Here is an 18,640-nt window from a genome sequence, read left to right as displayed (position 1 = left end):
ACGCTACGAAAGGGTTGCGCGAGAAGTGTTCTACTGGCTGCTGAAGTACATCGTCGCGGGCCCGGCGCTTCGCGCGATCTTCCGGCCGTGGGTCATCGGGCTCGAGAAGGTGCCGAAGAACGGCGCTGTCATCCTCGCCAGCAACCATCTCTCGTTCATCGACTCGCTCTTCCTCCCGCTCGTCGTCGGCAGGCACGTCTCGTTCCTCGCCAAGAGCGACTACTTCACCAGGCGCGGCCTGATGGGCTGGCTGACGAAGACGTTCATGAAGGCGACGGGGCAGCTGCCGATCGACCGCGGAGGCGGGCCGGCGTCGGAGGCATCGTTGAACACCGGTCTCGGTGTGCTGGCCAGGGGCGAGATCCTGGGCATCTATCCGGAGGGCACGCGCAGCCCCGACGGGCGCCTCTACCGCGGCCGCACCGGTGTGGCGCGCATGATCCTCGAGGGACATGTGCCCGTCGTTCCGGTCGTGATGATCGGAACGCAGACCGTCATGCCGATCGGGTCGAAGCTGCCGCGCATCCGCCGGGTGGGCGTGGTGTTCGGTGAACCGCTCGACTTCTCGCGTTTCGAGGGCCTCGAAGGCGACCGCTTCATCCTGCGGTCGATCACCGACGAGATCGTCTACTCGTTGCACGGCCTCGGCCAGCAGGAATACGTGGATGTCTACGCCTCGACGGTGAAGGAGCGCCGGCCGAGTCTCGCCAGGTAGGCTTGCTCACCGTGCTGCTCGACCACACCGCCCCTGCCGTTCCCGCCGATGAATCAGTGCTCGCAGGCCTCGACCACTGGCGCACCCTCGAAGCCAAGCAGCAGCCGACGTGGCCGAGTGCGGATGCCGCACGCGTAGCGTCCGAGGAGCTCGCGACGCTGCCGCCGCTCGTCTTCGCCGGCGAGGTCGATCACCTCCGCGACCGCATCGCGGCCGCCGCCGAGGGCCGGGCGTTCCTGCTGCAGGGCGGTGACTGCGCCGAGACGTTCGCCGGCGCGACGGCCGACCAGATCCGCAACCGGGTCATGACGGTGCTGCAGATGGCCGTGGTGCTCACGTACGGCGCCTCCGTGCCGGTCATCAAGATGGGTCGCATGGCCGGACAGTTCGCGAAGCCGCGCTCCAGCGACACCGAGACCCGTGGCGACGTCACGCTTCCCGCCTACCGCGGCGACATGGTCAACGGCTACGACTTCACCGCCGAGTCCCGCACCGCGGACCCCCGTCGCCTCGTGCAGGGCTACCACACGGCCGCGTCGACCTTGAACCTGATCCGTGCGTTCACCCAGGGCGGCTTCGCCGACCTTCGCCAGGTGCACAGCTGGAACCGCGGGTTCGCCGCCAACCCCGCCAATCAGCGTTACGAGGGGCTCGCCCGCGAGATCGACAGGGCGATCAAGTTCATGGAGGCGGCGGGGGCCGACTTCGACGAGATCAAACGCGTCGAGTTCTACTCCAGCCACGAGGCTCTCCTGATGGACTACGAGCGCCCGATGACGCGCATCGACTCGCGCACCGGCACGCCGTACAACACCTCGGCGCACTTCGTCTGGATCGGCGAGCGCACGCGTCAGATCGATGGCGCACACGTGGACTTCCTCAGCCGGGTGCGCAACCCGATCGGTGTGAAGCTCGGCCCGTCGACCTCGGCCGACGACATGTTCCGGCTGATCGACAAGCTCGACCCGGCGCGCGAGCCGGGCCGGCTGACCTTCATCACGCGCATGGGCGCAGGGAGGATCAGGGATGCCCTCCCGCCGCTGCTCGACGCCATCAAGCGGCACGGTGCGACACCGCTCTGGGTCAGCGACCCGATGCACGGCAACGGGCTGACCACGCCGTCCGGCTACAAGACGCGCCGGTTCGACGACGTCGTCGATGAGGTGAAGGGATTCTTCGACGCGCACCGCGACGCCGGCACCGTGCCTGGCGGCATCCATGTCGAACTCACCGGCGACGACGTCACGGAGTGCCTCGGCGGCTCCGAGCACATCGACGAGGCCACCCTCGCGACACGATACGAGTCGCTGTGCGACCCCCGGCTGAACCACATGCAGTCGCTGGAGCTCGCCTTCCTCGTCGCCGAGGAGCTGGGCGCGCGCTGAGGGCCAGGCGTCCCGGTCAACGCCGGCGCGCTAACCGCCGAAGGAGAGGCTCACGGTCACGGTGCTGCCCTTCGGCTGCATCGTGCTGGCCGCGGGATCCGTCGCCGTCACCTTGAATGCGCTGGGGAACTGGTCTACGGGGATCGGACCGACGGTCGCCGGGTAACTGACCTTGAAGCCCGCATCCGTGAGGTCCTTCTTCGCCTTGTCCCAGGTCTCGCCCACGACGTTCGGCACGGCGACGGGAGCCGGACCGAGCGAGATGTCGAGCACGATCGTGTCACCGACCCGAACCGGGCCCTGGTTCTGCGGAGCCTGCGACAGCACGGCCCCCTTCGGCACGCTGTCGCTGTAGTCCTTCTTGCCCTCGGTGGACTTGAGACCGACAGCCGAGAGCGCGGCCTGGGCATCCGGCTCCGCCTTGCCGGTGACATCAGGCACGGCACCGAGTGAGACGACGAGGTTCACCTTCAGGCCCTTGAAGTAGCCGCCGCCCTTGGAGAGGTCGGCCTTGTCGCCTTCCGCCTGCGCCGCGGAGACCACGGTGTCCTTCGGCACATCCGAGACGAACTGCTCGTCGACGGTTCCCACGAGCGCGCCTGCGCCCGTGATCGCCTTCTGCGCCTGTGCCTTGCTGAGCCCGGCGAGCGGGGGGATGGTGATCGGCTGCCTGCCCTTGGAGACGTGCAGCTTCACGGTCGAGCCGTTGGTGGCCTTCGTGCCTTGAGCCGGGGTGGACGACACCACGGAGCCTGCCGGAACGCTGGAGGTGTACACCTCGTCGGTGGCGACCTTGAACCCGGCCTTCGTCAGAGCGGTCTTGGCGGCGTCGAGAGCGACGCCGTTCACGGTCGGCACCGTGACCTGCGACCCCGGGCCTCCGCCGAAGTACCAGCCGGTGCCGCCTGCGACAGCGGCGAGCACGAGCACGAGTGCGAGAAGCCACCATCCTCGGGACTGCCTGCCGTGCGCGGTCTTCGCGAGCGCGGCGACCGCATCCGTGGCAGACGCCTCCGGGCGAACCTGGGCCGCCGGCCCGATGAGCTGCGTGTCCGAATCGGATGCCTCGAACCCGCCGCCGGCGAGCACGAGTGTGGGCTGAGGGCCGGTGTCCGAACCGGGAGTATGGAGTTCCCGCTCCACCTGGAGCAGACGGTCGAGCATGACCCCGGCGTCGGCGGGACGTGCCGCAGGATCCTTCGCCGTCGCCCACAGCACGAGGTCGTCCAGCTGGGGAGGCACCTCCGGATTCAGCCTGCTCGGACGCGGAACGGCGTCGTTCGCGTGCTGGTACGCCACCTGCATCGGCTGCTCGCCCTTGAACGGCTGCTCACCGGTGAGCATCTCGAACATCATGATGCCGAGCGCATAGATGTCACTGCGCGCGTCGGCGACGCCCCTGGTGACGAGTTCGGGGGAGAGGTAGGCGATCGTGCCGAGCAGAGCCTGGCCCGTTCCCGTGCTGTTGGTCACGGCGCGCGCCAGCCCGAAGTCACCGATCTTGATGCGGCCGTCGTCGGCGAGCAGCACGTTCTCCGGCTTGAGGTCGCGGTGCACGATGCCGGCACGGTGGGCTGCAGCGAGACCCGAGAGCACGGCATCCGTGATGTCGATGGTCTGCTCGGGCGTGAGCCTGCCGTAGTCGCGCAGCAGATCGCGCAACGTGATGCCCGGCAGGTACTCCATCACGAGGTACGCCATGTCGGCGTCCTGGCCCTGGTCGAACACGCTGACCACGTTGGGATGCGCGAGCCGAGCGGCCGAGCGCGCCTCCTGAACGAAGCGGTTCTTGAACTGGGCGTCGTCGGCCAGATGCCCGTGCATCACCTTGATCGCCACGCGCCGCTCGAGGCGCAGATCGGTGGCCAGATAGACCGTCGCCATGCCGCCTCTGGCGATCCGCGAGCGCACCTGATACCGGCCGTCGATGAGACGGCCGAGCATCGGATCGGGCTGACTCGCGGTCACCCGTCGAGTCTACGGACGACATGCTGGAGCATCCGGGTAGAACACGGTAACGAATAGGGCTCACAGGGCGTGCACAAAATGCGCGCTTCATAGTCGCGGCTTCGTCGCTGCGACAAACTCCACCGTTTCGGTGATCGGAGTGCACTCCGATCACACTCAACTCAGTCGTTTGTGACACCCTTGTTTGGTGGCGAAACCCAGTTCCGCATCCGCGCAGACCCAGGAAACCCGAACGGAAGCAGAGCGCACCTGGCTGACCGTGCCCGAGCTCGTCGATGTGCTCGGAGTCGGCGTCGGGCGCATCCACCGGCTGCTCGAAGACAAACACCTGCTGGCGGCCCGCGTCGACGGCGTGCTGAAGGTGCCTTCGGACTTCATCGCGGGCGACGAACCCATGAGCGAACTCCGCGGCACCCTGATCGTGCTCGCCGACGCCGGCTTCAGCGACGATGAGGCCATGTCCTGGCTGCTGCAGCCCGAGGACAGCCTCGGCGTCGCTCCGATCGATGCGCTACGCGCCGGGCGCAAGGCCGAGGTCCGGCGCATCGCTCAGGCACTGGCCTAGGCGCTCACCGCAGTCGGTCAGGCGACGCGGTCGCTGACCGACTGCGTGAGGTCCCGCAGTTGATTCACCGCGACGTCCGCGAGCGGGGCGTCGTCGAGAGCTCTGCTCGCGCGATCGACGTTCCGGCGGATCATCCGTTCCACCTCGGCGGTCGCGCCCGACGAGCTGATCGTGCTCTGCAGCATCCTGATCTGCTCGTCGCCCAGATCGGGGTCGCCGAGGAGCTCGTCGAGCACGCGCCTGGCCGATGCAGGAAGCGATTTGCGGGTGAGTGCGACGAGCACGGTGCGCTTGCCCTCGCGTAGATCGTCGCCGCTCGGTTTTCCGGTCACCTCGGCGTCGCCGAAGACGCCGAGGAGGTCGTCGCGCAGTTGGAAGGCGATGCCGAGCGGCAGGCCGAACTCGCGAAGGACGTCGAGCTGCTCGATGGTGCCTCCGGCGAGCATCCCCCCGATGACGAGCGGAGCCTGAACGCTGTACTTCGCCGACTTGTAGACGATCACCCGCTCGGCACGGGGCAGCAGCTCGTCTTCGGCCCCGGTACGCCAGGACCGCTCCTCGAGGATGTCCAGGTACTGGCCGGCGATGACCTCGGCCCTCATGCGCCCGAACTCGCGTCGAACGCCTCTCGCCCGATCTGGGGAGACGTCGTCGTCGAGCGCCTCCGTGAGCAGGTCGTCGCTGAAGCCGAGCAGGAGGTCGCCCAGCAGCACGGCAGCACCGTCGCCGAAGTCGGCGGCGGAGCCGTCCCAGCCGTTCTCCCTGTGCATCGATTCGAACCGGCGATGGGCCGAAGGTGCGCCCCGCCTGGTGTCGGATCGGTCGATGATGTCGTCGTGCACGAGGGCTGCGGCATGGAACAGCTCGAGGGCGGCCGCCGTCCCGATCACGGGCTCGAGCCGCTCCGGATCGTGAGCGCCGCGAGCGTCGTTCACCGCGCGATAGCCCCAGTAGCAGAACAGGGCCCTGAACCTCTTGCCGCCACTGAGAAACTGCCGGGAGATCGCCGCCAGCGGCCCCACCTCCGGGGCGATGGACAACAAAATGGAATCGCGCGTTCGAAGAAAGTGTCCGATACGGTCGTCGACGAGATCGATCAATCGCGAGCTTTCGGGCACGCGCCTAGCCTAGCTGCGGCAGCGAGACTAGAATAAGAAGTCACCACATCGTCATTCTCGTTAGCCTGAGGGGGACAAGGATGCCGCTTTCGGAGCACGAGCAGCGCCTCCTCGATGAGATGGAGCGCAGCCTCTATCAGAATGACGCCGACTTCGTCGCGAAGGTCGGTGGAACCCGAGTCCGTCCCACCTACCGCGCCGTCGTCCTCGGCATCCTTCTGGCCGTGGTGGGTGTCGCCGTTCTGTTGACCGGGGTGTTCTTCCAGGTCATCGTCGTGGGCATCCTCGGCTTCGCTCTCATGCTCGTCGGTGTGCTCGTGGCGATCACGCCCAGCCGCGCCAAGCGCGCCGCTGCGGTCGCCGACGAGCAGTCGGAGACGCCGGCTGCCAAACCCGCACAACCCGGCTTCATGGACAAGCTCAACGAGCGCTGGGACAAGCGCCAAGAGGGCGACCACTGAGGCACCGGCTCGTCGACGCACCGCGCTGACGAGTCTTCCGTGAACAACCATCGCGCGCCGAAAGGCGCGCGATTCGTGTTTAAGCGGTAGCCGGCCGCGAGCATCCTCCCTGTCGCCTCGCCGTCCCCACATCTTCGGCTGGGCTGAGCCTCCCTTTTGCGCCGGACCCCTCCACCGCGCTCCACCCGGGGACTTCCCTGTGTTGGCGCGGTTCTTGTGGCGCTCTATGCTGTGAATCCGTCATCTCTTCCGCGAATTGTGGATGGATGTGGAGTAAAGTGGAGGATGTCGCAGGCTCGCGGCGCAGATCAACCGGGGGAGGGCCGATGTTCCTTGGCACCTACGCCCCGAAGCTCGACGAGAAAGGGCGCATCATCCTCCCCGCCAAGTACCGCGAAGAGTTCGAGTCAGGACTCGTCATGACCCGCGGCCAGGAGCGATGCGTCTACGTCTTTCCGCGCCGCGAGTTCGAGTCGCTGAACGAGAAGATCCGGCAGGCACCGGTCACGAGCAAGCAGGCACGTGACTACCTGCGGGTGTTCCTCTCAGGAGCCAGCGACGAGGTCCCCGACAAGCAGCACCGTGTGACGATCCCACCGCTTCTGCGGACGTACGCCGGCCTGCAGCGGGATCTCACCGTGATCGGTGCAGGCAACCGCGCGGAGATCTGGGACTCCGCCGCGTGGGATGCCTACCTCGCCTCGAACGAGGCGTCGTTCGCGGAGACGGCGGAGGAGGTGATCCCGGGGCTGTTCTAGCGCCTGGCGCCGGACTCCCAGCCACACATCGCACCCTGACGCACTTCCCCGGTGTCAGGTGGCGTGTGGATGGGGATCCGACGCCAGGAGCGGGCCCCGACCTTTCATGGTCGATGACACCGATCCCCGCGACATCCACACGCCGGTCATGCTCGAGCGCTGCATGGAACTGCTGGCTCCGGCGCTCGGGGCCGACCGGCCGGTGCTGGTCGACGCCACGCTTGGCCTCGGCGGGCACACGGAAGCCTTTCTGCAGCGATTCCCCTCGCTCACCGTCGTCGCGCTCGACCGCGACGCCGAGGCGATCGCATTGGCCACCCAGCGGCTCTCCGCGTTCGGCGACCGGTTGAAGGTCGTGCACACCGTCTACGACGGCATCACCGATGCCGTGGCATCCGCCGGCTACAGCACGGTCGACGCCGTGCTCTTCGACCTCGGCGTCTCCTCCCTCCAACTCGACCGCGTGGAGCGCGGGTTCTCCTACTCGAAGGATGCCCCGCTCGATATGCGCATGGACGCCACGTCGGAACTGACCGCGCAGACGGTGGTCGCCGAGTACGGCGAGGACGACCTGCGGCGCATCTTCCTCGACTACGGGGAGGAGAAGCTCGCGGCGCGGTATGCGCGGGCGATCGTGCGGGCACGCGGCCAGGAGCCGATCACCCGCTCGGCGCAGCTGGTCGCGGTGATCCAGGATGCGACGCCGGCGGCGGTGCAGCGCGCCGGACATCCCGCCAAGCGGGTCTTCCAGGCGTTGCGCATCGAGGTCAATCACGAGCTCGACGTGCTGGAGCGGGCGATCCCGCGCGCGGTCGACCTGCTCCGAGTGGGCGGTCGGATCGCCGTCATGTCCTTCCAGTCGCTGGAGGACCGCATCGTGAAGCGAGCGTTGGCGGCGAAGGCCGCGTCCACCGCGCCCGCCGGGCTCCCGGTCGAGCTGCCAGAGCACCGACCGGAACTGAAGCTGCTGACGAGGGGGGCCGAGCTGGCCGACGAGGCGGAGAGGGCGCGCAACCCGCGTTCGATCCCGGTTCGGCTGCGCGCGGCGGAACGTATCAGGGGGAACTCATGAGCAACGCCACGGCGACTCTTCCATCGACGCGGGTCCCTGCGGCCCGGGGGCCAGCGCGCCGTAGCACGCCTCACCTGACGGCGCTCCCGCGCGCCGAGCGTCGTGCCCGGCCGAAGCTGTTCTACGCCGCCGTCGCAGTCATGACCGTCATGGCGGTCGTCGTGGTTCAACTGCTGCTGTCGATCGGCGTATCGCAGGGCGCCTACCGCATCGAGGCGCTGCAGACGAACAAGGCGCAGCTGGCCCGCGCGTATCAAGAGGCATCCGAGAAGGTGCAGATGCTGTCGTCGCCGCAGAACCTCGCCGCCAACGCCGCGGCTCTCGGCATGGTCAACAACGGCACTCCGGTCTATCTGCGCCTCTCCGATGGCGCCATCATCGGATCGCCGACGCCGGCATCCGCGACCGCCGGCTCAACGGGGCAGCTGGTGGGGAACGCCCTGACGCAGAACCTTCCGCTCGTCACGGCGCCGAAGACCGCCAAGCAGGCGACGAAGCAGGGTGGAGCGGCGCAGAACGGAACGTCGGACGCCGCGGGGCAGGCATCAGGTGATTCGACCGCTGCCGGTGCCGGTGCCGGGACGGGATCGGCCACACCGAGCGGGAATCAGCAGCAGTCCGACGGCGGCCCCGTACCGTGGACAGGGGCCCTTCCGGCGCCTTCGACCCACTGATCCACCGCTGCAGCGCACCGCGTTCCAGCCGCCGTTCGCAAGGAGCCCGATGACGACCGTGAGATCGCACCGTCGCCGTGCCGCTTTCGCCATCGCCGCGGTCATCGTCATCGTGGTCGTGTTCGTCGTACGGCTGGTCGATCTGCAGGTCGTGCGAGCGGACGCGCTGGACAGGCAGGCAGCGGAGCGCCGAGGCAATGTCTCGACGATCGAGGGCTCGCGTGGCTCCATCGTCGCGGAGGACGGAACCGTGCTCGCGCGCAGCGTGACGCGCTACGACTTCATTGCTACGCCGAAGTTCACCACCAAGCCCAGCAACATCACCATCGACGGCAAGACGAAGAAGGTGTCGCTCGACGTGGCCGCCGCGGCGATCGCCAAGATCACCGGGCAGACGCCGAGCGACATCACGAGTCCTATCCAGGCGGCGTTGGCAAAGAACAAAGACTCGATGTATGCGCCGATCGTCAAAGGAGTGGATGTCGCCACCTACCAGAAACTGACCGCGCTGCAGATACCGTGGCTCGACTCCACCAGCCATCAGGTGCGCGTGTACCCGAACGGCGCCGTCGCGGGAAACATCCTCGGATTCCTGAACGGGCAGGGCAAGCCGCAGGCCGGCCTGGAGGATGAGTACGACAAGAGCTGCCTCGCCGGCAACAACGGCGAGGAGACGTACCAGGTGGGCGCGGACGGCGTCACCATCCCGGGCAGCACCAAGGTGCAGAAGGCTGCCAAGGACGGCGGCGAGCTCGTCACCACGATCGACCCCGATCTGCAGTGGTTCGCCCAGGACGAGCTGGCAAAGGTCGTTCCGCAACTCGGTGCTCAGTTCGGCATGATCAGCGTGGTCAGCGTGAAGGACGGCAAGATCCGGGTGGCCGCGCAGTACCCGTCAGCAGACCCGAACAACCTGGACGCCACCCCCGTGGCGGACTGGGACGCGATGATGTTCCAGGACACGTACGAGCCCGGCTCGATCTTCAAGCCGCTCACGGCGGCGGCGTTGATCGACACGGGTCGAGCTTCTCCGACCTCTCAGCTGGTGGTGCCCGACACGCTGTCCCCGCAGAAGGGCGTCTTCGTCTCGGACGACGAGACGCACCCCGTGCAGCACCTCACCCTGACCGGTGTGCTCACCGAGTCGTCCAACGTCGGCATGTCGGAGCTCGGCACGAGCATGCCCGACCAGGAGCGCTACGACTTCATGAAGAAGTTCGGCATCGGCAGCAAGACCGCCGTCGGATTCCCCGGCGAAGTCGGCGGCTACTTCACGAGCCCCTCGAGCTGGGATGCCCAGACACGCTACGCGACCACCTTCGGCCAGGGCCTCTCGATCACCCAGGCCCAGATGCTCGGTGCCTACCAGGCCATCGCGAACGGCGGGGTGAAGATTCCGCTCTCGCTCGTCCAAGGCTGCAAGCAGGCGGACGGGAAGATGACCGACGTGCCCTCCACCAAGGGCACGAGAGTGGTGTCGGCGCAGACATCCCAGGAGATTCTCGGAATGCTCGAGAACGTGCTGAAGGGCGGCCCGCTCTCGACCCTGCCGAACACGGAGATTCCCGGGTATCTCGTGGCGGCGAAGACCGGAACGGCGCAGGAACCGGACGGCAGCGGCGGCTACCGCAAGGGCAGTTACTACGTGTCTGTCATGGGTGTCGCCCCGGTCGACAACCCCCAGTACCTCGTTTCGGTGAACATCGGCTTCCCGACTACGATTACATCGTCCCTGGCGGCGGGACCGCTGTTCAAGACGATGATGAGCCAGGTGCTCAAGGCGTTCCGGGTTCAGCCGTCCACTGCTCCGCCGGCGAACTACCCCGATACCTATTGAAAGTGAGCCACGTGACCGGAACGGGCACCGCGATGCTGCGCCCCGAGCACCCCGTCTCCCGGTCCCTGTCGCAGCTGGTGGCCGACTTCGGGTTCGAGGCTCTCGAGCGCGTCGACTCCGTCGAGGTGAGCGGAGTAACGGTCGCCTCAGGCGCGGTTGAGCCGGGCGACCTGTACGTCGGACTTCCCGGCAAACGCGCGCACGGAGCATCCTTCGCCGCCGACGCGGCCGAGGCGGGCGCGACTGCCGTGCTCACCGATGCCGCGGGCGCCGAGCTCGCCGCCGGCGCAGGCATCCCGGTGCTCGTCACGGATGACCCGCGCGCGCTGCTCGGCGAGGTCGCCGCCTGGGTCTACCGCACCGACGAGAACCCCGCGACGCTCTTCGCCGTCACCGGCACCAACGGCAAGACGAGCGTCGTCTACGTCATCACGGCACTGCTCGAGCAGATCGGGGTGCGCTCCGGACTGAGCTCAACGGCTGAGCGCCGCATCGGCGACCTCGCCGTCACGAGCTCGCTGACCACGCCGGAGGCGAGCGAGCTGCACGGCCTGCTCGCCAGGATGCGCGAGGCGGAGGTGCGTGCGGCAGCCGTCGAGGTTTCGGCGCAGGCGCTCACCAGGCATCGCGTCGACGGCATCGTCTTCGACGTCGCCGGATTCACGAATCTCAGTCACGACCACCTCGACGACTACTCGTCGATGGAGGAGTACTACGACGCGAAGCTCGCGCTGTTCTCGCCCGACCGGGCCCGTCGCGGCGTCGTCACCGTGGACACCGAGTGGGGCAGACGCGTGGCGACCGAGTCGCGCATCCCGGTCACCACGCTGGCGACAGTTCCGGGCGTCGAGGCCGACTGGCACGTCGAGGTCGGTGAGGAGTCCATCGACAGCACATCCTTCACGCTCATCGGTCCGGATGGACGCTCGGTCTCCACGAGCATCCCGATCCTCGGGTCCTTCATGGCCGGCAACGCCGCCCTGGCCATCGTCATGCTCGTCGAGTCCGGCTTCGACCTCGAGGCGATCGGGCAGGTGCTGGAGCGCGATGGAGGAATCCAGGCCTACATCCCCGGCCGCGCCGAGAGGGTGTCGGGCGATGAGGGTCCCGTGGTGTTCGTGGACTACGGGCACACACCAGACGCGTTCGCTCGCATCCTCGCGTCGCTGCGCACCGTGACCCCTGGCCGGGTCATCATGGTCTTCGGCGCCGACGGCGATCGCGACACCACGAAACGCGCCGACATGGGCGCCATCGCGGCACGCGGTGCCGACGAGGTGATCATCACCGACTTCCATCCCCGCTTCGAAGATCCGGCCGCCATCCGCGCCGCGCTGATCCGCGGGGCACTGGATGCCGTGCCCGAGGCGCACGTCGAGGAGATCGCGGACCAGCGGCTCGCCATCCGTACCGCGATCGCCCACGCGGGTGAGGGAGACGTCGTCTTCTACGCCGGGCCGGGACACGAGGACTATCAGGAGGTCGCGGGAGTGCACTTGCCCTATTCGGCGCGTGAGGACGCGAAGCTCGCGCTTCGCGAGGCGGGCTGGCTGTCGTGATCGCCATGACGATCGGCGACATCGCCGAAGCAGTCGGGGGGCGTCTGGTCGCGGGGCAGGATGCCTCATCGCGGGTGATCGAAGGGCTCTCGTACACCGATTCCCGCGAGGTCGAGCCGGGCGGCATCTTCTTCGCTAAGCCCGGCGAGTTCACCGACGGCCACCTCTTCGCGCCGCAGGCCGTCGAGCGCGGAGCGGCTCTCGTCGTCGTCGACCACGAGCTCGGGCTCGACATCCCCCAGATCGTCGTCGACGACGTGGTGGATGCGCTCGGCGCACTGGCGCGCACCAGCATCGCACTGGCGCGTGAGGCGGGCGTCCTGCGCATCGTCGGCATCACCGGCTCGAACGGCAAGACGACCACGAAGAACCTGCTGGCCGCGATCCTCGGTCGCGTGGGGGAGACGGTCGCGCCGCGGGCATCCTTCAACAACGAGGTCGGGGCTCCGCTGACCATGCTCGAGGTGGGCGAGAGCACGCGGTTCTTGGTGGCCGAGATGGGCGCGAGCCGAGAGGGCGACATCGCCCGCCTGATCCACATGGCCAAACCCGACGTGGGCGTCGTGCTCAAGGTCGGGCTCGCACACGCCGGGGAGTTCGGCGGCATCGAGCACACTCAGCGCGCGAAGTCCGAGATGGTGACGGACCTGGATGCCGGCGACACGGCCGTTCTCAACGCCGACGACCCGCGCGTGGCCGCCATGGCGCAGCTCACCAGGGCGCAGGTGCTGTGGTTCGGCGTCGACGGCGATGCCGCGGCCGACAGGGTGCGCGCTACCGACGTGCGCTCGACGCGCACCGGCACGACGTTCACGCTTCACCTGCCCGCCGGCGTCGAGGGCGACGGCCCGAGCCGCGAGGTCTCGTTCCGCGTGCTCGGCGAGCACCACGTGGCGAACGCGCTGGCCGCCGCGAGCGCGGCGCACGCGCTCGGCGTGGGAATCGACGACATCGTCGCAGGTCTGGAGTCGGTGACCAGGGCCGAGCGCTGGCGCATGGAGGTCATGGGTGGTGCGCGCGGCGTGACGATCATCAACGACGCGTACAACGCGAGCCCGGACTCGATGGCGGCCGCCCTCAAGACGCTGGTGCAACTCCGTGAGCCGGAAGGCCGCGCCATCGCCGTGCTGGGCGAGATGAGCGAGCTGGGCGAGGCGTCCGGTGCCGAGCACGACCGGGTCGGCCTGCTTGCCGTGCGCCTCGGAGTGGACCAGGTCGTCGTGGTCGGTGCTGGAGCGCGTCGCATGCACATCTCGACGATCAATGAGGGCTCCTGGGACGGCGAGTCCGTCTTCGTCGAGACGCAGGACGAGGCTTACGCGCTGCTGGAGTCCATGCTCCGCGAGGGCGACACCGTGCTCGTCAAGTCCTCCAACTCCGCCGGACTCCGGCACCTGGGAGACCGGCTGGGGGAGTTGTACTCGTGAGAGCGCTGCTTACCGCGGGAGCGCTGTCACTCGCCTTCTCGCTCTTCCTCACCCCGATCTTCGTCAAGCTGTTCCACCGGTTGAACTGGGGGCAGTTCATCCGTGACGACGGACCGCAGTCGCATCACGCCAAGCGCGGCACGGCGACCATGGGCGGCATCGTCATCATCCTGGCGACGCTCGTCGGCTACTTCGTCGCCGTGTTGTTGAACGGCGGCGACGGGCTCTCCGCCTCTCCACTGCTCGTCCTGCTGATGATGGTGGGCCTCGGCGTCGTCGGCTTCATCGACGACTTCCTCAAGACCCGAAAGCAGCGCAGCCTGGGCCTCGGTGGATGGTCCAAGGTCGTCGGGCAGGTCATCGTCGCGACGGTCTTCGGCATCCTCGCCATCAACTTCCCGAGCAACGAGGGCGTGACACCCGCCTCGACCGAGATCTCGTTCATCAGGGACCTGCCGATCGACCTCATGGTGCTGGGCGGCATCCCGGCGATCGGCATCATCCTCTACCTGATCTGGGTCAACCTGATCACCACGGCGGCGTCGAACGGTGTCAACGTCACGGACGGTCTGGACGGCCTCGCGACGGGCGCGTCGATCCTGGCGATCGGTTCATACATCATCATCGGGTTCTGGCAGTTCAACCAGTCCTGCTTCAGCGACACGATCGACACCGACAACCTGTTCAAGTGCTACACGGTGCGCGACCCGCTCGACCTCGCCGTCGTGGCCGCTGCCATCGTCGGGTCGCTGGTCGGGTTCCTGTGGTGGAACACGTCGCCCGCTCAGATCTTCCTCGGCGACACCGGTTCGCTCGCGCTCGGCGGAGCTCTCGCCGCTTTCGCGATCCTCAGCCACACCGAGCTGCTGCTCGTGCTGATCGGCGGTCTCTTCGTCATCGAGGCAGGGTCGGTCATCCTGCAGCGCGCCTACTTCAAGGTCACGCGCGGTAAACGCATCTTCCGCATGAGTCCGATCCACCATCACTTCGAGCTCAAGGGCTGGGCGGAGGTGACCGTCGTTGTGCGATTCTGGATCATCGCGGGTCTGCTCGTGGCGGCCGGTGTCGGTTCGTTCTATCTCGAGTGGCTGTCGAGGACGTCGTGACCTCCGCCGACCTGGCGGGCCGGCTCTCCGGCCTGACGAGTTGGCGTTCCGACTGGCGAGGGTTGCGCGTCGTCGTGCTGGGTCTCGGGGTCGCCGCGTTCTCCAGCGCCGACACACTGGCCGAGCTCGGCGCTGACGTGCTCGTGGTGGCGGATGCCCCGCATGAGGAACGCGCGCGCCTGCTGGACGTCATCGGGGCACGCCTCCACGTCGGCGACCTCTCGACGGTTCCCGATGCCGTCACCGCCTTCGACCCGGAGGTCGTCGTCGTGTCGTCCGGCAGGTACCACCCGGACCATGCGGTGCTCGCCTGGGCGCAGGGGGCCGGCGTCGCGGTCTGGAGCGACGTCGAGCTCGCCTGGCGGGTGCGCGACAAAGTCGAGCCGGCGGCGGAGTGGATCTGCATCACCGGCACGAACGGCAAGACCACGACGGTCGAGCTGACGGCGACGTTCCTTGCAGCTGCGGGGGTACGGGCCGCACCGTGCGGCAACATCGGCATCCCCGTGCTCGACGCGGTCCGCGATCCGCAGGGTTTCGACGTGCTCGTCGTCGAGCTCTCCAGCTATCAGCTGCACTGGATGAACCGCAACGCGGGTGGCGAGGTCTTCCCCTTCTCCAGCGCCTGCCTGAATCTCGCCGAGGACCACCTGGACTTCCACGGGTCCCTTCAGGCGTACGGTGCCGCGAAAGCGAAGGTGTACGACAACACGAAGGTCGCCTGCGTCTACAACCGTGCCGACGTCGCCACGCTGCGCATGGTGGAGGATGCCGACGTGGTGGAGGGCGCCAGAGCGATCGGCTTCGGACTCGACACGCCAGGACCCAGTGACTTCGGCATCGTCGACGGCATCCTGTGCGACCGCGCGTTCCTCGACGACCGCGCGACGACCGCACTGGAGCTGACGACGCTCGACGAGTTGCGCGCGGCAGGACTCGGTGCGCCGCACGTGGTGGCGAACATCCTCGCCGCCAGCGCGCTCGCGAGGTCGTACGACGTGCCCACCGAGGTCATCCGCGAGGCGCTGACGACGTTCCGGCTCGACCCCCACCGCATCGAGGTCGTGGCTGAGCACGACGGAGTGGCGTGGATCGACGACTCCAAGGCGACGAACCCGCACGCGGCTGACGCATCGCTCCGTGCATTCGATCGCATCGTCTGGGTTCTCGGCGGGCAGCTGAAGGGCGTCGAACTCGACGAGCTCGTGCAGAGGCACCTGGCGCGCCTCGCCGGAGCAGTGGTGATCGGACTCGACCAGGAACCGGTGCTCGCCGCATTCCGCCGACACGCGCCAGAACTTCGGGTGCTCCCCGTCGGGGCCGGAGAGACTGAGGACGTGATGCCGGAAGCGGTCCGGCTCGCCGCGCGGCTGGCCCGCGAAGGAGACACCGTGCTCCTCGCACCGGCGGCGGCGTCGCTGGACCAGTTCACCGACTTCGCGGACCGGGGCGACCGGTTCGCGCGGGCGGTGCACGACCTGCTCGCCGACGACACGGCCTCGAGTTGAGTCGGACACGATCAGACCGCAGCGGGGCATCCGCGACACGCGCAGACAGCTTCTTCTCGGCAGGCAGGGGGACCAGGTGACAGCTCCCACGCAGGCCTCGAGGGCACCGAGGCGCATCCCGAACGCACCGGATGCCTCGGTCGGCGAATCGTCGGCTCGCGGTTCGCTCGTCAGCGCGCGTATCTCGCTCGGCCGGGTCTTCGCGGGCGAATCGGCGAACTACTTCCTGCTGCTCGGCGTGACGCTCTTCATGGTCGTGTTCGGCCTCGTGATGGTGCTCTCCTCGTCGTCGGTCGACTCGCATTCCAACGGCGACAGCTTCTTCGCGCGCTTTCTCAACCAGGGGCTCTACGCGCTGATCGGGGTGCCGATCATGCTGCTGGCCTCGCGCATCCCGCCCGGTTTCTGGAAGCGGATCGCCTGGCCGGCGCTCATCGTCGCCGCGGCGCTTCAGCTGCTCGTCATCGCGACGCCGCTCGGCTCCGACAACGGAACCGGATACAACCAGAACTGGCTCAAGATCGGCCCCGTCGTCTTCCAGCCGTCCGAGGCGATCAAGATCGCGATGATCCTCTGGATGGGCATGTTCATCGCCCGGAAGCAGGATCGTCTTTCGCAGTGGAAGTACGGTCTGCTGCCCGTCGTGCTCGTCATGACCGTTGCCATCGGGCTCGTGCTCGCCGGGGGCGACCTCGGTACGACGTCGATCATGGTGGCGATCGTGCTCGGCGCACTCTTCTTCGCCGGCATCCCGTTGCGGCAGTTGATCACCGCCGGGGTGATCGGCGTGGGCGCCGCCCTGCTCTTCGCCGTGACCCGCGCGAACCGGCTCGAACGCATCCTCGGCTTCCTGCACCCGTCGGCAGCCGACCCGATGAGCACCGGCTGGCAGATTCAGCAGAGCAACTTCGCGCTCGCACACGGCAGCCTCATCGGCGTCGGGCTGGGGAACTCGGAGTCAAAGTGGAACTGGCTGCCTGCCGCCAGCACGGACTTCATCTTCTCGATCATCGGCGAGGAGCTCGGCCTGCTCGGCGCGATCGTCGTGCTGCTGCTGTTCGTTCTGCTGGCGATCTGTTTCGTTCGTATCATGAACGCGACGGCCGACCCGTTCGCCAGGGTCGTCACCGGCGCGGTGATGATCTGGCTGGTCGGGCAGGGCCTGGTGAACATCGGCGTCGTGCTCGGACTGCTTCCGGTGCTCGGCGTGCCGTTGCCCTTGATATCAGCCGGAGGTACCGCTCTGATCAGCTCCTTGTTCGGGATCGGCGTCGTGCTCTCGTTCACGCGCACGCCGTCGAACTCGCTGTCCGAACCCGCACTCCGGGGCCGCGCGCGGTGACCACCTACCTGATGGCCGGCGGGGGCACCGCCGGCCACGTCAACCCGCTGCTCGCCGTCTCCGACGCGTTGCGCCGCGACGAACCGGACGCCGAGGTCATCGTGCTCGGCACCGCGGAGGGCCTCGAGTCCCGGCTCGTTCCCGAGCGCGGTTACGAACTGGTGACCATACCGAAGCTGCCCTTCCCCCGTCGACCGGATGCCGCCGCGCTGCGGTTTCCGGCCCGCTTCCGATCCAGCGTGCGGAGGGTGCGCGACCTGATCGCTGAACGCGGCGTCGATGTGGTCGTCGGCTTCGGCGGATACGCGTCTGCGCCCGCCTACAGCGCCGCGCACCGCGAAGTCGTTCCACTGGTGCTGCATGAGGCGAACGCGAAGCCGGGACTCGCGAACAAGCTGGGTGCGCGGTACACCCGCCAGGTGGGCGTCGCGTTCGAGAACACCCCGATCGCGCACGCCAGCTTCGTGGGCATGCCGTTGCGCCGTGAGATCGAGGACCTCGACCGAGTCGCGCGCAGATCGGAGTCGCTGGAGTACTTCGGACTCGCCGACCGGCCCACCGTGCTGATCACCGGAGGATCCCTCGGCGCGCGCAGCGTCAATGCCACGGCGGTCGCCTCGGCGGGCGAGCTGACCGACGCCGGGTTCCAGGTGGTGCACATCCAGGGCGGTGCCGCCGAGTTCCACGACCCTGAGGTGGCCGGCTACCACCTCATCGACTACTGCGACCGCATGGATCTGGCGCTGGCGATCGCCGATGTCGCCATCTCCCGCGCGGGCGCGGCGACTGTCAGCGAACTCGCGGCTCTGGGCATCCCGGCGATCTACGTGCCGTATCCGGTGGGCAACGGCGAGCAACGGTTCAACGCCGCCGGCGTCGTCCAGGCGGGCGGGGCGATCCTCGTGGACGACGCACGGTTCACTCCGGAGTGGGTGCGGGCATCGGTCGTCCCGCTGCTGCACGATGACGAGCGGCTGCGCGCCATGGCCACGGCCGCGGCGACCGTGGGCGTGCGCGACGGCGCCGAGCGCATGGTAGCCCTGATCCGGAAGGCCCAGCGCGACGCAGTCGGCTCGGCCAGAGCGGGTCGCCGCTGACGCACAGGGCACTGACCGCATACTGGAGAGACCCGAGCAGACCCTCCC

The 18,640-nt window shown here is 68.0% G+C and carries 16 protein-coding genes; 14 read left to right on the top strand and 2 right to left on the bottom strand.

The features are described from left to right. Window positions 1–25 precede the first annotated feature (25 nt). Window positions 26–715, top strand: a complete 690-nt coding sequence (locus ACTHNC_RS14395; protein WP_440295299.1) for a lysophospholipid acyltransferase family protein — start codon at window positions 26–28, stop codon at window positions 713–715. Between the two features lie 14 nt (window positions 716–729). Continuing rightward, on the top strand, window positions 730–2,100 hold the full coding sequence (locus tag ACTHNC_RS14390) for a class II 3-deoxy-7-phosphoheptulonate synthase (protein WP_440295353.1): 1,371 nt from the start codon (window positions 730–732) through the stop codon (window positions 2,098–2,100). Window positions 2,101–2,130: 30 nt separating this feature from the next. Here the strand turns inward: ACTHNC_RS14390 and pknB are convergent, their stop codons facing one another. Next, window positions 2,131–4,068 carry a Stk1 family PASTA domain-containing Ser/Thr kinase gene (pknB, locus tag ACTHNC_RS14385; RefSeq protein WP_440295298.1) on the bottom strand — a complete coding sequence of 646 codons (1,938 nt, stop codon included), beginning with the start codon at window positions 4,066–4,068 and terminating at the stop codon, window positions 2,131–2,133. A 187-nt stretch (window positions 4,069–4,255) separates the two neighbouring features. Here pknB and ACTHNC_RS14380 point away from each other — a divergent pair, with 187 nt between their 5' ends. Next, window positions 4,256–4,633 carry an Rv2175c family DNA-binding protein gene (locus ACTHNC_RS14380; protein WP_440295297.1) on the top strand — a complete coding sequence of 126 codons (378 nt, stop codon included), beginning with the start codon at window positions 4,256–4,258 and terminating at the stop codon, window positions 4,631–4,633. 17 nt (window positions 4,634–4,650) lie between these two features. On the opposite strand, the gene ACTHNC_RS14375 is transcribed toward ACTHNC_RS14380, so the two are convergent. Then, window positions 4,651–5,751 (bottom strand): polyprenyl synthetase family protein, encoded by a 1,101-nt coding sequence (locus tag ACTHNC_RS14375; protein ID WP_440295296.1) that lies wholly within the window; start codon window positions 5,749–5,751, stop codon window positions 4,651–4,653. 80 nt (window positions 5,752–5,831) lie between these two features. On the opposite strand from ACTHNC_RS14375, the gene ACTHNC_RS14370 reads away from it, so the two are divergent. The 11 genes from ACTHNC_RS14370 (at window position 5,832) to ACTHNC_RS14320 (ending at window position 18,592) form a co-directional block, all read left to right on the top strand. Next, window positions 5,832–6,212, top strand: coding sequence for a DUF3040 domain-containing protein (locus tag ACTHNC_RS14370; protein WP_440295295.1), 381 nt, complete (start codon window positions 5,832–5,834; stop codon window positions 6,210–6,212). Between the two features lie 326 nt (window positions 6,213–6,538). Further along, window positions 6,539–6,970, top strand: a complete 432-nt coding sequence (gene mraZ / locus ACTHNC_RS14365; protein ID WP_440295294.1) for a division/cell wall cluster transcriptional repressor MraZ — start codon at window positions 6,539–6,541, stop codon at window positions 6,968–6,970. Between the two features lie 106 nt (window positions 6,971–7,076). Continuing rightward, window positions 7,077–8,042, top strand: a complete 966-nt coding sequence (gene rsmH / locus ACTHNC_RS14360) for a 16S rRNA (cytosine(1402)-N(4))-methyltransferase RsmH (protein ID WP_440295293.1) — start codon at window positions 7,077–7,079, stop codon at window positions 8,040–8,042. Beyond that, window positions 8,039–8,716, top strand: coding sequence for a hypothetical protein (locus ACTHNC_RS14355; RefSeq protein WP_440295292.1), 678 nt, complete (start codon window positions 8,039–8,041; stop codon window positions 8,714–8,716). The genes rsmH and ACTHNC_RS14355 overlap by 4 nt, the downstream gene beginning before the upstream one ends. Window positions 8,717–8,765: 49 nt before the next feature. After that, the gene (locus ACTHNC_RS14350; protein ID WP_440295291.1) at window positions 8,766–10,553 is read left to right on the top strand and encodes a peptidoglycan D,D-transpeptidase FtsI family protein; all 1,788 of its coding nucleotides are present in this window, start codon (window positions 8,766–8,768) and stop codon (window positions 10,551–10,553) included. Between the two features lie 32 nt (window positions 10,554–10,585). Further along, entirely contained in the window at window positions 10,586–12,112 is a 1,527-nt protein-coding gene (locus ACTHNC_RS14345; protein ID WP_440295352.1) for a UDP-N-acetylmuramoyl-L-alanyl-D-glutamate--2,6-diaminopimelate ligase, read from the top strand. Beyond that, window positions 12,109–13,539, top strand: coding sequence for a UDP-N-acetylmuramoyl-tripeptide--D-alanyl-D-alanine ligase (locus tag ACTHNC_RS14340; protein WP_440295290.1), 1,431 nt, complete (start codon window positions 12,109–12,111; stop codon window positions 13,537–13,539). Before ACTHNC_RS14345 ends, ACTHNC_RS14340 begins: the two co-directional genes overlap by 4 nt. Beyond that, entirely contained in the window at window positions 13,536–14,645 is a 1,110-nt protein-coding gene (gene mraY, locus ACTHNC_RS14335) for a phospho-N-acetylmuramoyl-pentapeptide-transferase (RefSeq protein ID WP_440295289.1), read from the top strand. Before ACTHNC_RS14340 ends, mraY begins: the two co-directional genes overlap by 4 nt. Further along, on the top strand, window positions 14,642–16,153 hold the full coding sequence (gene murD / locus ACTHNC_RS14330) for a UDP-N-acetylmuramoyl-L-alanine--D-glutamate ligase (protein ID WP_440295288.1): 1,512 nt from the start codon (window positions 14,642–14,644) through the stop codon (window positions 16,151–16,153). Before mraY ends, murD begins: the two co-directional genes overlap by 4 nt. Window positions 16,154–16,229: 76 nt before the next feature. Then, on the top strand, window positions 16,230–17,495 hold the full coding sequence (ftsW, locus tag ACTHNC_RS14325; protein ID WP_440295287.1) for a putative lipid II flippase FtsW: 1,266 nt from the start codon (window positions 16,230–16,232) through the stop codon (window positions 17,493–17,495). Further along, window positions 17,492–18,592: a UDP-N-acetylglucosamine--N-acetylmuramyl-(pentapeptide) pyrophosphoryl-undecaprenol N-acetylglucosamine transferase gene (locus ACTHNC_RS14320; protein ID WP_440295286.1), complete on the top strand. Its 1,101-nt coding sequence runs from the start codon at window positions 17,492–17,494 to the stop codon at window positions 18,590–18,592. The genes ftsW and ACTHNC_RS14320 overlap by 4 nt, the downstream gene beginning before the upstream one ends. The last annotated feature ends 48 nt before the right edge of the window (window positions 18,593–18,640 follow it).

Source organism: Humibacter sp. (assembly GCF_051954055.1).
In the GTDB taxonomy this organism is placed as follows: Bacteria; Actinomycetota; Actinomycetes; order Actinomycetales; family Microbacteriaceae; genus Humibacter.
The sequence above is the reverse complement of the archived record's forward strand: the minus strand, read 5'-3'. Positions and strand labels throughout refer to the sequence as shown.